We start from the raw sequence: 14,677 nt of genomic DNA, 5'->3' as shown, positions 1-14,677 counted from the left end.
GCGCGCAGGTGAAACCGCTGTCAGGCCAGGCGGACGGTCTCCAGTGACACACCCGCGCCCGGGAAGCGCGCCAGCAGCGCGTCACCCATCGCGGCGGCCGGCGTCAGCACACCGCGCAGCTCCGACAGCTTGTCGCGGTCGAATGCGAGCGCCAGAGCGCTCTCACCCAGCAGCACCGAGGTGGCCTTGTAGCCGGGGTCACCCTGCTGCGTCATCCTCGCCACGTACCGGGCGCCCGTCGTCGTGGTGCTGTAGGTCTCCACCTTGTAGTAGCCGCGTTCTCGGGCGGTCTCGCTGGGCCCGGTGCCCGGCTTCGGGACCACTCGCTCGACGAGCCGCTGCGGAAGGAATCGGAAGAACCGGCTGCCGAGGCCGGTTGCGACCGCCGTACCGCCCGTCGCGACCGCTGCCAGAACCGGCGCGACCGGCGACGTCCCGACGCTCATCACCTCGGAGTATCGGAACCGCCGGCCGTACGGCCAGCCCATCAGCGCGTTACTGCGCCGCACAGTTCGGGTGTTGGGCAGCGCCATCACGAAGCCGGTGGTCCACAGGCCGGCGAGTTCGGGAGCGATGTCGCGGCCTCGGCGCAACGTGTTGTCCGGTTGTGCTCCCAGATCTGGTTCTGCGGGCCGGTCGGGCGAGAGCAGATACGGGTCGGCAAGCATGCGCCGCACTTCGGGGTTGGTCGACGAGTCGCGCATCACCTCGAGTATCGAGGCGATCGTTCCCCCCGACAGCCCCCCGGACATCCCGCGCAGCACGAACGTGGTGTCAGTCAATTCGCCGGTGCCGTCCTCGGCCGCCTTGCGGTAGAGGGCGTACACGGTCAGATCGGACGGTATCGAGTCGAAACCGCACGCGTGCACAATGCGCGCGCCGGTGTCGACGGCCTGCTTGTGGAACAGGTCGATGCTCTTGCGGATGAACTGCGGCTCGCCGGTGAGGTCGGCGTAGTCGGTGCCGGCTTCGGCGCAGGCTTCGACCAGCGGAAGGCCGTACTTCGCGTAAGGCCCGACAGTGGTGACGACGACGCGGGTGCGCGCGGCCATCGCTTTCAGAGTGGACGGCTGCGACGCGTCGGCAGTCACCAGCGGCCACTCCTTCGCCGCTTCGCCGAGCGAGTCTCGGACCGCACGCAGCTTGTCGGTGGAGCGGCCCGCCAGCCCGATGCGAGCCCCCGAACCGGCGCTGGCCAGATACTGCGCGGTCAGCTTTCCGACGAACCCGGTGGCGCCGTACACGACGATGTCTAGTTCACGCTCCGCTGCGGTCATGTGTTGAAACTACAGTCGTGCCCATGCCGAGACGGGTCGTGGTGGTGGGAGCGGGCATCGCAGGGCTGGGGGCCGCGGTGGCGCTGCAGCGGCGCGGCTTTGACGTCACGGTGATCGAGGAACGCACTGACACCTCCAGCGGCGCCGGCATCAGCATCTGGCCCAACGCCCTTGCAGCGCTCGACCAGATAGGCCTCGGCGACGCAGTCCGTGCCGCCGGCGGCCGCGTCACCGCCGGCGCGATGCGCTGGCGCGACGGCACATGGGTGCGCCGCCCACATCGGGATCGGATGATCCGGGCGCTCGGCGAGCCGCTGGTGGTGATCCAGCGCGCTGCGCTCACACGCATCCTGGAGAACGCGCTGACCGAGGGCACGGTGCGCCGCGGCGTAGCGCTCACCGGTATTGAAGAAACCGCAGGTGGTGTCCGGTTGGCGCTGTCCGGCGGGACGGAGGACGCCGACGCGCTCGTCGGCGCCGACGGCACCCGCTCGCTGACCGCGCGCCACCTCAACGGTCCGCTCGCCGACACCTACACCGGGTACACCGCCTGGCGCGGGGTGGCGGACTGCTCTATCGACCCGGATCTGGCAGGCGAGACCATGGGCCCCGGCGTCGAATTCGGGCATGTTCCGATGGGCTCCGCGCACACGTACTGGTTCGCCACCGAACGCGCTACCGAAGGCGCGGCGGCCGCCGAGGGCGAGCTGGCCTATCTGCGCCGCAGATATTCGTCATGGGCGCAACCCATCCCGGACATCCTCGCCACCACGGATCCCGCGGTGGTGCTGCGCCACGACCTCTACGACCGCACCCCAGCGAAAGTATGGGCGAAAGGCCCGATCGTGCTCGTCGGCGACGCTGCGCATCCGATGCGCCCGCATCTGGGCCAGGGCGGCTGCCAAGGGCTGGAGGACGCCGCGATCCTCGCCGCGTTCGCCGGCAACGCCGACGATCTGACCGTCGCGTTCGCCCAATTCGCCGCGTTCCGCAAGCCGCGCGTCACGCCGCTGATCCGGGAATCGGCGGTGCTCGGGCGGATCGTCAACCTGCGCCCACCCATGCTCTCGGCCGTCGCGACGCGTGCCAGCGTGCTGGTGCCCGAGGCCCTGGTGACCCGCCATCTCGCCGGGATCGCCTCCAGGGGCGCGTTCGCCATGCCCACCGACCGCGACGCGCAGCCGGCATGACGCACGCCGAAATGGGGCGTCCGTGTGGTCGGGGCGGCGGACCCCGGTGTCAGCGAACGGGGCCGCCCAAGACCTGCAATGGAGCGGTGAGTGTGGTGCACAGCAGATCGAGCCTGATCCCGGCCAGGCTGCCGACATTCTGGCAGCCGGTGGTCGCAGACACGGTGCGGACGGCCGGCGCCTGAGCGGTGCGATTCACGGCAGGCATGGGGCTGCCGGCGTAGGCGCCGCACTTCGGCCACGCACCGAGCCCCTGCGTGCGCAGCACGTTCTCGGCGACCCGGATCTGCTCTTCGCGGCTGGCGCCGGCCGGTGAGCCGACACCGCCGTTTGCCGTCCAGGTTGCCTGCTTGAACTGGAGACCGCCGAAGTGGCCGTTGCCGGAGTTGCTGGCCCAGTTGCCGCCCGACTCGCACTGCGCGATCGCGTCCCAGTTGACGGTGTCGGCGTGAGCGGTGGCGGAGGACAGTGCCAGCGGCGCGCTCAGTAGTGCACCGGCGAAGGCGGCCATTGTGATCGTCTTGCGGATCCCCATCATCGCGGTCCCTTTCCCAAAGCCCCCGAAACATTGGTCGATGGGGTGATCGGGACCACATGGGCAGGTGTTACTCAGGAGACCGCTGATAAGAAATGTTTTTAGAGTTAAGAGATTTGCAAAAGAGGCGGGCGGTGTCGAAACTCTTCGACACCGCCCGCCTCTACATCAGCGTTTTCTCAGCCGCGCTTGCCGCACACCGGCCACGCGCCGAGCCCCTGCGAGCGCAGAACGTTCTCCGCGACCCGGATCTGCTCCTCGCGCGAGGCCTGCGCCGACGAGCCGGTGCCGCCGTTGGCCCGCCAGGTGCTCGGCGTGAACTGCAGGCCGCCGGCATAGCCGTTGCCGGTGTTGATCGACCAGTTGCCGCCCGACTCACAAGCCGCGATGGCGTCCCAGTTCACGCTGTCCGCCTGCGCGGTCGCCGTCGACATCGCCAACGGTGCAGCGACGAGCCCGCCGGTGACGGCGGCCCCTGTAATCACCTTCGTGATCACCTTGCGGAGGTTGTTCACATCATTCCTTTCGCCAAGCGCGCGCCAAGGACGCCCGCCGAAGCGGACGTAAGCGCCCCAGGAGGGGCGGGGTGCTTCCTCGAATCGCGCCGTCTCGGTCAGGCGCGACAGGGAGACAAGATTCGTCTCACCGGGCCACGGTGTCCCGGTGGCCGACGGAGGCGACGCGATCAGTCGCAAGCCTCCCAGTGGCCCCACACACGCAGGTTCTGGTTTGAAATTGTTTTGCTCCGGTTACGAAGACAAATGGAAGTTACAAACGATCCGACAAAAAGTCACATCGCGAAATCGCCAATCTCGAACCGATAACGACGCGGTCACGGGAAGTGGCTCTCAGCGTCCTGCCACGTCAGCCCGGCGTGTCTTAGGAACTCTCAGCCTCGGGTTCGCCCGTCGATTGGTGATCCGAATCACCAGCATTTTGTGAACTGGCTCACCGAATTCGGGGGTCGATATCCCCGTGAGATGCGGCCTGACGTGCTGTGATCCAAACCGGCGCTGTCGCATCAGGTGATATTGGTAACACTATTACTCGGGCGGCAAAGACCGGACCATTGACGAATATGTCAATAAATGGCGGGCCCAGATAGGGCGCATAGATCGGTGCGTATCAGCGCAGCAGACGCAAATCCGCAGCGGAATTCACGTTGGTCAGCGGCCGGCTGTCGGCGACCACAATTCGCTGCGCGTCAACGGAATTCACCAACGCCGCCATACTGCGCTCGCCCGCGGCTACCAACTCGTTGATCCGCTCGACCAGCGACGTCCGGTACAGAGCCGCGAGAAAGTGGTCGCGGCCGTCCCACGGCAACACCACCTCCGCGGGAAGATTCTTCGACGACTCGATCAGCACGTCGATGAGCGCCGCGTCCAAGAAAGGCATGTCCACGGCGCAGACGAACGCCCACGGCACCCCGGCTTCGGCTGCGGCACGCAGTCCCCGGCCAGTGGCGAGGAGCGGGCCCACGCCGCGTACGTCGTCGCGTAACACGTCGGCGTCCACGTCCGGGATGCGCTGCCCCGGAGCGGCGATCACGAACACCGGCGAGCAGCGCTGCTTGACCACACTCACCACATGCTGCACCAGCGTGGTGCCCATGTACGGCAGTGTGGCCTTGTCGCGGCCCATCCGGCGGGAAGCGCCACCGGCCAGCACCACACCGGCCAGCGGCGAACCGAGATCAGTCAACAGTCCAGGTGTCGCGTCCCCGCAGCAGCGATTGCAGTGCTGCGGTGTCGTGCGGGGTGGCCGCCTTCGCGTCGCGTACCTGAGTTCGGACGCCGTCGTCGTAGGTGGGTCGCTGCACCTGCCGGAAGACACCCATCACGGTGTGTTCCAGGTCCTGGTCGCTCAGGCGCGACAGCGCGAAGGCGTAGCTGGGATCTTCGATGGACGGGTCGTGCACGACGATCTGGTCGACGGCCACATCGGCGGTCTTGGCCACCTCGAGGCCGAAGCCTGATTGCACGACGCAGTATTCGCCGTTGTTGCCGAAGGTGATCGGCTGGCCTGCCGTGAGGTTGATCAGCCGCTCCTCGGCGCCCTCTTTACGCAACAGGTCGAATGAGCCGTCGTTGAAGATCGGGCAGTCCTGCAGAATCTCGACGAACGAAGCGCCTCGATGCTGGGCCGCAGCCCGCAACACCGCGGAGAGCCCCTTGCGGTCGGAATCCAACGCGCGGCCCACGAACGTGGCTTCTGCTCCCAGTGCCACCGACACCGGGTTGAACGGCTGATCCAGCGAGCCCATCGGCGTGGACTTGGTGATCTTGCCGACTTCTGACGTGGGCGAATACTGGCCCTTGGTCAGCCCGTAGATCCGGTTGTTGAACAGCAGGATCGTGATGTTGACGTTGCGGCGCAGCGCGTGGATCAGGTGGTTTCCGCCGATCGACAGGGCGTCGCCGTCACCGGTGACCACCCAGACCGACAGGTCGTCACGGGCCAAAGCCAGCCCGGTGGCCAGCGTCGGCGCGCGGCCGTGAATCGAGTGCAGACCGTAGGTTTCCAGGTAATACGGGAAGCGGCTGGAGCAGCCGATGCCGCTGACGAACACCATGTTCTCGCGGCGCAGCCCCAGCTCCGGCAAGAAGTTGCGGATCGTGTTGAGGATGACGTAGTCGCCGCACCCCGGGCACCAGCGCACTTCTTGGTCGCTGGTGAAGTCCTTGGCCTTCTGCGGAACGTCGGTGGTGGGCACACCGCTGATCGCGGTCAGCCCCAGGTCTACACCGATCCCGGCCGGAGCCGCTCGGCCGGCGACATCCAAATCAGTCATGCACTAGCTCCCGCTTACTCACCGACACGCTACCGTCAAACTTCGCGAATCTGGTCTTGTCTCTTTCTTTTTCAGCCAGTGACCCGTCGAGGGCGGAGTCGATGACGTCCTCGATTTCGTCGGCGAGGAACGCCATGCCCTGCACTTTGGTGACCGACTGCACGTCGACCAGGTACTTGCCGCGTAGCAGCAGCGCCAGCTGCCCGAGGTTCATCTCCGGGCAGACCACGGTGCGGTACCGGCGCAGCACATCGCCGAGATTGGCTGGGAACGGGTTGAGGTGGCGAAGGTGGGCTTGGGCAACCTTGATGCCGTTGCGACGAGCGCGCCTGCACGCCTCACCGATGGGCCCATAGCTGCTGCCCCAGCCGATCAGGAGCAACTCGGCGTCGCCGGTCGGGTCGTCCACTTCGACGTCGGGCACCGGGATGCCGTCGATCTTCGCCTGGCGCAACCGCACCATCAGGTCGTGGTTGGCCGGGTCGTAGGAGATGTTGCCCGACCCGTTCGCCGACTCCAGACCGCCGATACGGTGCTCGAGCCCGGGAGTGCCCGGAATCGCGAACTGGCGCGCCAACGTCTCGGGGTCGCGAGCGTAGGGCTGGAAGTCCTCGCCCGGCTGCGCCAGGTTGCGCTCGATCGGTGCGAAAGTGCTGACGTCTGGAATACGCCACGGTTCAGAGCCATTCGCGATCGCGCCGTCCGAGAGCAACAGCACCGGCGTGCGGTAGGTCAGCGCGATCCGCGCGGCCTCGATCGCGACGTCGAAGCAGTCCGATGGGGAGCGCGCGGCCAGCACTGCAACCGGCGACTCGCCGTTGCGCCCGAACAGCGCCTGCAGCAGGTCGGCCTGCTCGGTCTTCGTGGGCAAGCCCGTGGACGGACCGCCGCGCTGCACGTCGATGACCAGCAGCGGCAGCTCGGTCATCACCGCCAACCCGATCGCCTCTGACTTCAGCGAGATGCCGGGGCCCGAGGTGCTGGTGACGCCCAAGGCGCCGCCATACGATGCGCCGATTGCGGCACCGATTCCGGCGATCTCGTCTTCGGCCTGGAACGTGATGACGTCGAAGTTCTTGTGCTTGGAAAGTTCGTGCAGGATGTCCGACGCGGGCGTGATCGGATAGCTGCCCAGCACCACTTTGGTGCCGGCCAGCTGGCCGGCGACGATGATCCCGTAGGCCAACGCGGTATTGCCCGAAATCTGGCGGTACTCCCCTGGCTGGAGTTTGGCGGGCGCCACCTCGAAGGTGGTGCCGAAGGCCTCGGTGGTTTCGCCGTAGTTCCAACCGGCGCGCAGCGCCAGCACGTTGGCCTCTGCAACGTCGGGCTTGCGGGCGAACTTCTCGCGGATGAAGGTTTCCTGCGGCTCGATCTCGCGGCCGTACATCCAGGACAACAGGCCCAACGCGAACATGTTCTTTGCCCGCTGGCCGTCCTTCTTCGACGCGCCGATCTGTTCGACGGCCCCCAGCGTCAGCGTGGTCATCGGGACGGCATGCACAACGTAGTCGGACAGTTCCCCGGACTCCAGCGGATTCGCCTCGTAGCCGACCTTGGCGAGGTTGCGTTTGGTGAACTCGTCGGAGTTGGCAATCACCAGGCCGCCGCGCGGGAGGTCGCCGATGTTGGCTTTCAGCGCCGCCGGGTTCATCGCGACGAGAACATCGGGCCGGTCACCGGCGGTCAGGATGTCGTAGTCGGCGATCTGGATCTGGAACGACGAAACGCCGGGAAGCGTGCCTTGGGGTGCACGGATCTCGGCGGGGTAATTCGGTTGGGTGGCAAGGTCGTTGCCGAAGAGCGCGGCCTCAGAGGTGAACCGGTCACCGGTGAGCTGCATGCCGTCGCCGGAATCGCCGGCGAATCGGATGACGACCCTCTCGAGTTTTTGTCGCCCGTGAGGGCTGGCGCCGTTGCCGGTCGGCGTCACGACAGACCACCTTTCGCCCCAAGCCGCAAGGTTGATGTCACTGCTAGTACCGATTATGCACTTTCTTAGTGAACCCTTTACCTACGACGCACGCGTAATCGCCCATTGTGCTCACAAAAAAAGCAGCTCACGGGGTGCGACACTCGCGCAGCCACGAGAAAGTGTGGTTTTCGTCACGTCGCGTTTGAACGGTTTCTAAGAGATGTGCTTACTTGCGCAAGCACCCGAGCCGGGTCTGCGATAACGCCTTCCCGGCAGCGCCGCCAAACCTATGCTCATCGGTGATGAACCGGAACCTCCCGCTGTGGCGGGTCAGCATCGCTGGCCTGGTTCCGATGGCAACGGCCTCCGCCGCGTCGCCAGGTATCCCCGGGACACTGTTCGGCTCCGTCCGAGCGGCGCTGCGGCGACCCCGCGCCCGCGTCCCGGCACTCGTCGACGTGTCCGACGCGGCCTACGACATCCCGTTGAACACCCCGGCGCCGCCGCTCGAGACGGCGCCGAAGCAGGCGCTGGGCAGCGCTTCGGTGGGTGCGTTCCCCACCGGAGTCGCGGTCAGTCCGGACGGTAACCGCGTATACGTCGTCAACACCGGTGACGACTCCGTGTCGGTGATCGACGCCGAAAGCGGAATGGCGGCCCTGACGATCGCCGTCGGGCGCGCACCCTACGGGATCGCGCTGAGCGCCGACGGCCGGAATGCTTACGTGGCCAACGCGGCAAGCGATTCCGTGTCGGTCATCGACACGCAGATCCAGGCGGTGACGGCGACGATCGCGGTGGGCTCGAACCCCTACGGCGTCGCGGTGTCCCCCGACTCCGAGCGGGTGTTCGTGACGAACCAGGGTGACGGCACGCTGACGGTCATCGATCCCGCCAGCTCGACGATTCGCCTGGGCGGCGCACCGACCGGCGTGGCCGTCAGCCCGGACAGCCGCGAGCTGTATGTGGTCGACAACGCCCGTGACCGGTTACTGGTCGTGGATGCGGACGTGGGGAGCGTGGTCGGGACCATTCCGGTGGGCAAGCATCCCGCGCAGGTCGCCGTCACTCCTGACGGCAGCCAGGCTTTCGTCACCAACGCCGGCGGCGGTTCGGTGTCGGTGATCGACCTCAGAAGGCCGGCGGTGACAGAAACCATTCCCGTCGAGGCGCACCCGATCGGGGTGGCGGTGGACGCCTGCGGGCGATTCGCCTACGTGACCGCGCTCGACGCTTCCCGGCTCACCGGCACGGTGACGATCGTCGACATCGCGACCGGCGCGACGAACGTCGTGAGTGCGGGCGCGCCCTACGGTGTCGCGCCCGACCCGTCCGGTGACTACGCGTACGTCACCGACATCCGTTGCCACACCGTGTCATTGATCGACGTCGCCGAATCCGGCGGTCCCGGCAGTACGCGGGTCGAGCGAACGGCGCCGTCGCGGCGCGACGGCAAGGTTCGCGTGATCGAGTTCGACCGCGGCAGGTGCGGCGTCACCACCGACCCGAATGCGGGGCGCGCGTTCGTGGTTCGCAGTGACGACGACCTCGTCGAGGTGGTGGGGGCCTGCGGCACCACCGCGGTGGTGCCGGTGGGCCGCTACCCGTCGGCGCTGGTGCTGAGCCGCGACCGCAGCCGCGCGTACGTCACCAACCACCAGGACGGCACGCTGTCGGTCGTCGACACCGTCAGCGACAGCGACAGGTGCCACACGGTCGTCGCCACACTCGACGTCGGCCGGTGCTGGTCCACCGGCGTGGTGCTCAGCACTGACGGCAGTCGCGCCTACGCGGTCGACGAAGTGGACGGCCGCCTGTCGGTGATCGACACCGACGCCCAAAGCCCCACCCGCGACTCAGTGATCGGCCACATCGAGCTCGGCTGTCCGCCCACGGCACTTCAGGTCGCTCCGAACCAGCGATGGGTGTATGCGATCAACCAGTTCGACCGTGCGGTATGGGCTCTGCATATCGCCACCGGCCGAGTCGCGGCCATCCCGCTGCCGTCTCAACCGTATCGAATCACCATGGCGCCCAACGGGTTACGCCTGTATGTGAGCCTGCACGACGACGGATCGGCCTGTGTTGTCGACACCGACCCGACAAGCGCCGGCTACCACCAGGTGATCGCCCGCCTGCGGCTCGGCGGCCATCTGCCCGACCCGGTGTTCACCCCCGCGGGTTCGCGCGCCTACATCGTGAAGTCCGACGCAAATGCGGTGGCGGTCATCGACACTGTAACCAGTTCTGTCAAAGACGTTGCGGTGGGCCAGTATCCGTGGGACGTGGCGGCCAGCCCCGATGGCCGTCGCGCGTACGTCGCCAACTATCTCGACGACTCGCTGGCGGTCATCGGCTCGGCAACGGATGCCGTCGCCCGAACGTTGTCCGTCGGTGCGCGCCCGTGCCGTGTTGCGGTCGACGCCGACGGGACCCGGGCGTTCGTCGTCAACAGCCGGGACAACTCCCTGTCGGTGATCGATACGGGCAGAACCGCGGTCGCCACCACAATCGCGGTGGGCCGCAGACCATTCGACGTCGACGTGAGCGCTGACGGCAGGCGTGCGTTCGTGCATCACCGCGACGGCGTGTCACTGCTGTCGCTCTAGGCGCTCAGCCCAGGTGCACGCCCCAGCCGAACACCCGCGACGTCAGCAGCACCAGTCCCAGCGACACCGACGCGACCACCACCAGCCCGATCACCGCCACCACCAGTGGCCGCCAGCCGGTGCGGGCCAGTTCCCGCAAGTTCGTGTTGAGCCCGACACCGGCGAACGTCAGCAGGAAGGCCCACTTGGACACGTTGGCCAGGTTGGTGGTCTGCCCTTTGGTCAACCAGCCCGCGGTGGCGATCGCCGACACCGCCAGGAAGCCGAGCACGAACTTCGGGAACTTCTTCCAGACGAACAGCGCCTTGGCCTTGACGCCCGGAGCGAGTTCGTCGGCCTCGCCGCGCGACGCCCAGTAGAGGGCGAATCCTAGGACCACAAACCCGATCAGCGCGTTGCGGGTGGATTTCACCAGCACCGCGATCTTGCCGGCCTCGTCGGAGAACAGGTATCCGGTGGCGGTGGTTTCGGCGGTGTTGTCGACCGCTAAGCCCGCCCACAGCCCGAATTCCTGGTCGGTCAGTCCGAGCGCATGCCCCAGCGGCGGCAGCGTGAACAGTGCGACGGCGCCCAGGGCCAGGATCGCTGCGATCGCATATCCGGCCTCGGTGTTGCGGGCCCGGATGGCGCCTTTGGACGCGATGATCGCCGACACCCCGCAGATCGAAGTGCCGACGGCAAGCAGCGAACCGAGCTTGCCGGACAGTCCGAATAGCCGGGCCGCGGCCAGGATGATGCCGCCGGCGACCGTCATGTCGACCAGGATCTGGATCAAGCTCAGACCGCCGAGTTTGACGACGTCGCCGAGGACGAAACGCGCGCCCAGCGCGACGATGCCGATCTTGAGCCAGAACTCGTAGGTCGCCACACCCGGCCGGAAGATGCGGTGCAGGCCGACAGTGTTGGTGATCAACAGCCCAAAGACGATGGCCCACAACACGTATTCGATGTCAGGCACGGTCCAGTGCTGGTGGCGCGCGAGCGCGTTCCACCCCACCTGGGCGTATTTGCCCAGCAGGCCGATCGCGATCAGCAGCAGCACCCCGGGCACGTAGTCGAGCACATTGCGAGCCGGGAAGGTCGGCTCCGGTGTCTCGGTGTCGGGTTCGGTGTGGACGGCGCTCATCTCGCTCACCACGGGATCTTCGGCAGCACGTCGGCGACCGCCAGGATCACGATCACGCCGGCCCCGATCGTCGCGCACCAGTCGACGCCGAGTTTCTTCACCCTATGCTCACTCATGGCCGACATGCTGACCCCGGTCAGCGCTGGTTGCCTAGAGATTCGATCCGCCTGAGCGCAGCATCGGCGCGTTTGCCCGCGAAACAACCCGCCGGAGGGCATGCTGAGCGCCGATGCTCGTTTCAGGCGAAGGAAGGCCGCTCCGATGAGTCGATTCACCACGACGATGTACCGGAATGCTCGCCTCAGCTCGCACGGGCTGGTCACCGGGGAACCGCACGCACCGCTTCGGCAAAGCTGGTGGCAGGTGCACGAACGCGCCCGCCGAATAGCCGGCGGCCTCGCCGCCGCCGGGGTGAGCCGTGGCGACGCCGTGGGTGTACTCGCCGGCGCTCCGGTCGAGATCGCGCCGACTGCCCCGGGCGTATGGATGCGCGGTGCCAGCTTGACGATGCTGCACCAGCCGACGCCCCGCACCGATCTCGCACTGTGGGCACAGGACACCACCCGGGTCATCGACATGATCGCCGCCAAGGTCGTAGTGATCTCCGAGCCGTTTTTGGCCGCGGCACCGGTGCTGACGGCTCACGGCGTCACCGTGCTGACCATCGAGGAGCTACTCGCTGCCGATCCGATCGACCCCGTCGACACCGACGAAGACGACATCGCGCTGATGCAACTGACGTCCGGCTCGACGGGCCATCCGAAGGCCGTTCAGATCAGCCACCGCAACATCTACTCCAACGCCGAGGCCATGTTCGTCGCCGCGGAATACGACCTCGACCACGACGTGATCGTCAGCTGGCTGCCGCTGTTCCACGACATGGGCATGACTGGATTCCTTGCAGTGCCAATGTATTTCGGCGCCGAACTAGTCGTGGTCACCCCGATGGACTTCCTGCGCGACATCTTGTTGTGGGCACGGCTCATCGACAAGTACAAGGGCACGATGACGGCTGCGCCGAACTTCGCCTACGTGCTGCTGGCCAAGCGGCTGCGCAAACAGGCCAAGCCCGGCGACTTCGACCTGTCCTCGCTGCGGTGGGCGCTGTCGGGCTCCGAGCCTGTCGAACCTGCCGACGTCGAAGACCTGATCGACGCGGGCAAACCGTTCGGCCTGCGTCCGGAGGCGATCCTGCCCGCGTACGGGATGGCCGAGTCGACGGTCGCGGTGTCGTTCTCCGAGTGTGGCGGCGGCCTGGTGGTCGACGAGGTCGATGCGGATCTGCTCGCCGTGCTGCGTCGCGCCGTTCCCGCCAGCGGCGGCCGCACCGTCCGTTTGGCCACGCTCGGCCCGCTGCTAAAGGGATTGGAGGCCCGGGTCGTCGACGAAGACGCCAATCTGCTGCCGCCACGAGCGGTCGGCGTCATCGAATTGCGCGGCGAGCCGCTGACTACCGGCTACATCACGACGGCGGGCTTCGTGTCGGCCCAGGACGATCAGGGCTGGTACAACACCGGCGATCTCGGTTACCTGACGGAAAACGGCCACATCGTCGTCTGCGGGCGAGTCAAGGACGTCATCATCATGGCGGGCCGCAGCGTCTACCCCACGGACGTGGAGCGTGCGGCCTGCCGCGTCGACGGCGTCCGCCCGGGCTGCGCGGTGGCGGTACGGCTGGACGCCGGCCGCTCCCGGGAGACGTTCGCGGTGGCCGTCGAGTCCAACGCCTGGGAGGACGCCGCGGAGGTCCGCCGCATCAAGCATGCGGTGGCTCATGCCGTGGTAGCCGCAATCGGCGTGCGTCCCCGCAACGTCGTCGTGCTCGCGCCCGGCATGATCCCGAAGACGCCGTCGGGCAAGCTGCGTCGTGCGCACGCGCTCGCGCTGGTGAACTGAGCTGTTCGTTAGATTGAGACGATGGGGCGGGTGACTGCGCGCCGGCGCGCACAGCATCTCAAGGGCGGCGATATCGTCGACCGCCCCGAGACGCTGGCAATCGAAGAGCCGCTAGAGATCCGGGTGAACGGCGAGCCGGTGAGCGTGACAATGCGTACGCCTGGCTCGGATTTTGAACTGGCGCAAGGGTTTTTGCTCACCGAGGGGGTGATCACGCGCCGCGACGACGTGCTCACCGTGCGCTACTGCCGCGGCGCCGACGACGGACCCAACACCTACAACGTGCTCGACGTGACGCTGGCCGACGGCGTCGCGGTCCCCACTTTCAGCGTCACGCGCAACTTCTACACGACCTCGTCGTGCGGTGTGTGCGGTAAGGCGTCCCTGGAGGCGGTGCGACTGATCAGTCGTCACGGCCCGGGCGACGACCCCGCCACCGTCACCACCGACGCTCTGACCGCGATGCCCGGCCAATTGCGAAGAGCCCAGCGGGTTTTCGCGAGCACCGGCGGACTGCACGGGGCCGCGTTGTTCGAGGTGGACGGCACCATGCTGGCGGTGCGCGAAGACATCGGCCGCCACAACGCCGTGGACAAGGTGATCGGCTGGGCAACCGAACAGCGACGGATACCGCTGAGCGGGACGGTGTTGCTGGTCAGCGGCCGCGCCTCGTTCGAGCTCACGCAGAAGGCGGTGATGGCTGGGGTGCCGGTGCTGGCGGCGGTTTCGGCGCCGTCGTCGCTGGCGGTCGATCTGGCCAGCCAGTCCGGGGTCACGCTGGTCGCGTTCCTGCGCGGCGACTCGATGAATGTCTACACCCGTCCGGACCGCGTGGTGAGCCCGCGGTGAGGCTTTCGCCGGAGATGCAGCAGACCGTTCTCGAGCAGCGGTTGGGCTTCGTCGCAACCGTCACCGCGGATGGGCGGCCCAACCTCTCACCCAAAGGCACCACCACGGTGTGGGACGACGAGCGGTTGATGTTCGCCGACGTGGCGTCGCCGGGAACCGTCGCCAACCTGAAAGCGAATCCCTACGTCGAGGTCAACGTCGTCGACCCGATCTTGCGAAAAGGCTTCCGGTTCAAGGGAACAGCCGCGGTGTACACATCCGGTGAGATGTTCGAGCGGGGTATCCGCATACTGCGCGGGCGCGGTTCCGCGCTGTCGCTGGACCGAATCCGCTCGATCGTCGTGATCGACGTGACGTCAGCGGCGCCGCTGATCTCACCGGTGTACGACGGCGGGACCACCGAAGAAGTCATCGTCCGGCGCTGGCTGGACTACTACGGGGATCTGTACCCGCGGTAGCTACGCGCCGAGCGTGCAGTCACCGCGA

11 protein-coding genes and 1 pseudogene are annotated in these 14,677 nt (G+C 67.1%); 5 read left to right on the top strand and 7 right to left on the bottom strand.

The window, feature by feature from the left end; all coding sequences use genetic code 11:
- Window positions 1-20: 20 nt before the first annotated feature.
- Entirely contained in the window at window positions 21-1,277 is a 1,257-nt protein-coding gene (locus tag AC5Y4N_RS14710) for a saccharopine dehydrogenase family protein (protein WP_499911251.1), read from the bottom strand.
- A gap of 23 nt (window positions 1,278-1,300) precedes the next feature.
- On the opposite strand from AC5Y4N_RS14710, the gene AC5Y4N_RS14705 reads away from it, so the two are divergent.
- Window positions 1,301-2,467: an FAD-dependent oxidoreductase gene (locus AC5Y4N_RS14705; protein ID WP_499911253.1), complete on the top strand. Its 1,167-nt coding sequence runs from the start codon at window positions 1,301-1,303 to the stop codon at window positions 2,465-2,467.
- Between the two features lie 49 nt (window positions 2,468-2,516).
- On the opposite strand, the gene AC5Y4N_RS14700 is transcribed toward AC5Y4N_RS14705, so the two are convergent.
- The 5 genes and pseudogenes from AC5Y4N_RS14700 to AC5Y4N_RS14680 form a co-directional block, all read right to left on the bottom strand.
- Window positions 2,517-3,002 carry a transglycosylase family protein gene (locus tag AC5Y4N_RS14700; protein WP_499911284.1) on the bottom strand — a complete coding sequence of 162 codons (486 nt, stop codon included), beginning with the start codon at window positions 3,000-3,002 and terminating at the stop codon, window positions 2,517-2,519.
- Between the two features lie 179 nt (window positions 3,003-3,181).
- Window positions 3,182-3,415, bottom strand: a pseudogene (locus AC5Y4N_RS14695) (transglycosylase family protein); the annotation flags it as partial.
- Window positions 3,416-4,127: 712 nt separating this feature from the next.
- Window positions 4,128-4,706 carry a molybdenum cofactor guanylyltransferase gene (mobA, locus tag AC5Y4N_RS14690; RefSeq protein ID WP_499908730.1) on the bottom strand — a complete coding sequence of 193 codons (579 nt, stop codon included), beginning with the start codon at window positions 4,704-4,706 and terminating at the stop codon, window positions 4,128-4,130.
- Window positions 4,699-5,796: a 2-oxoacid:ferredoxin oxidoreductase subunit beta gene (locus AC5Y4N_RS14685; RefSeq protein WP_499908732.1), complete on the bottom strand. Its 1,098-nt coding sequence runs from the start codon at window positions 5,794-5,796 to the stop codon at window positions 4,699-4,701. The genes mobA and AC5Y4N_RS14685 overlap by 8 nt, the downstream gene beginning before the upstream one ends.
- Entirely contained in the window at window positions 5,789-7,729 is a 1,941-nt protein-coding gene (locus AC5Y4N_RS14680) for a 2-oxoacid:acceptor oxidoreductase subunit alpha (protein ID WP_499908734.1), read from the bottom strand. Before AC5Y4N_RS14680 ends, AC5Y4N_RS14685 begins: the two co-directional genes overlap by 8 nt.
- 284 nt (window positions 7,730-8,013) lie before the next feature.
- On the opposite strand from AC5Y4N_RS14680, the gene AC5Y4N_RS14675 reads away from it, so the two are divergent.
- Window positions 8,014-10,320 carry a YVTN family beta-propeller repeat protein gene (locus AC5Y4N_RS14675; protein ID WP_499908736.1) on the top strand — a complete coding sequence of 769 codons (2,307 nt, stop codon included), beginning with the start codon at window positions 8,014-8,016 and terminating at the stop codon, window positions 10,318-10,320.
- A 4-nt stretch (window positions 10,321-10,324) separates the two neighbouring features.
- Here AC5Y4N_RS14675 and AC5Y4N_RS14670 read toward each other — a convergent pair whose 3' ends face one another.
- The gene (locus tag AC5Y4N_RS14670) at window positions 10,325-11,458 is read right to left on the bottom strand and encodes a YeiH family protein (protein ID WP_499908738.1); all 1,134 of its coding nucleotides are present in this window, start codon (window positions 11,456-11,458) and stop codon (window positions 10,325-10,327) included.
- Between the two features lie 249 nt (window positions 11,459-11,707).
- On the opposite strand from AC5Y4N_RS14670, the gene AC5Y4N_RS14665 reads away from it, so the two are divergent.
- From AC5Y4N_RS14665 to AC5Y4N_RS14655, 3 genes are read left to right on the top strand one after another with little or no spacing between them, the layout of a single operon-like run.
- Window positions 11,708-13,342 carry a fatty acyl-AMP ligase gene (locus AC5Y4N_RS14665; RefSeq protein ID WP_499908740.1) on the top strand — a complete coding sequence of 545 codons (1,635 nt, stop codon included), beginning with the start codon at window positions 11,708-11,710 and terminating at the stop codon, window positions 13,340-13,342.
- Between the two features lie 21 nt (window positions 13,343-13,363).
- Complete coding sequence (gene fdhD, locus AC5Y4N_RS14660; RefSeq protein ID WP_499908742.1) at window positions 13,364-14,191, top strand: formate dehydrogenase accessory sulfurtransferase FdhD; 828 nt, start codon at window positions 13,364-13,366, stop codon at window positions 14,189-14,191.
- On the top strand, window positions 14,188-14,649 hold the full coding sequence (locus AC5Y4N_RS14655) for a pyridoxamine 5'-phosphate oxidase family protein (protein ID WP_499908744.1): 462 nt from the start codon (window positions 14,188-14,190) through the stop codon (window positions 14,647-14,649). Before fdhD ends, AC5Y4N_RS14655 begins: the two co-directional genes overlap by 4 nt.
- The last annotated feature ends 28 nt before the right edge of the window (window positions 14,650-14,677 follow it).

The organism is Mycobacterium sp. NGS19, assembly GCF_059813155.1.
This window is presented reverse-complemented; position numbering and strand designations above follow the sequence as displayed.

What these genes read in the sequence shown, in the direction of transcription:
- AC5Y4N_RS14710 (WP_499911251.1), bottom strand. Translation starts at nt 1,277, where the DNA reads ATGACCGCAGCGGAGCGTGAACTAGACATCGTCGTGTACGGCGCCACC.
- AC5Y4N_RS14705 (WP_499911253.1), top strand. Translation starts at nt 1,301, where the DNA reads ATGCCGAGACGGGTCGTGGTGGTGGGAGCGGGCATCGCAGGGCTGGGG.
- AC5Y4N_RS14700 (WP_499911284.1), bottom strand. Translation starts at nt 3,002, where the DNA reads ATGGGGATCCGCAAGACGATCACAATGGCCGCCTTCGCCGGTGCACTA.
- AC5Y4N_RS14685 (WP_499908732.1), bottom strand. Translation starts at nt 5,796, where the DNA reads ATGACTGATTTGGATGTCGCCGGCCGAGCGGCTCCGGCCGGGATCGGT.
- AC5Y4N_RS14675 (WP_499908736.1), top strand. Translation starts at nt 8,014, where the DNA reads ATGAACCGGAACCTCCCGCTGTGGCGGGTCAGCATCGCTGGCCTGGTT.
- AC5Y4N_RS14665 (WP_499908740.1), top strand. Translation starts at nt 11,708, where the DNA reads ATGAGTCGATTCACCACGACGATGTACCGGAATGCTCGCCTCAGCTCG.
- fdhD (WP_499908742.1), top strand. Translation starts at nt 13,364, where the DNA reads ATGGGGCGGGTGACTGCGCGCCGGCGCGCACAGCATCTCAAGGGCGGC.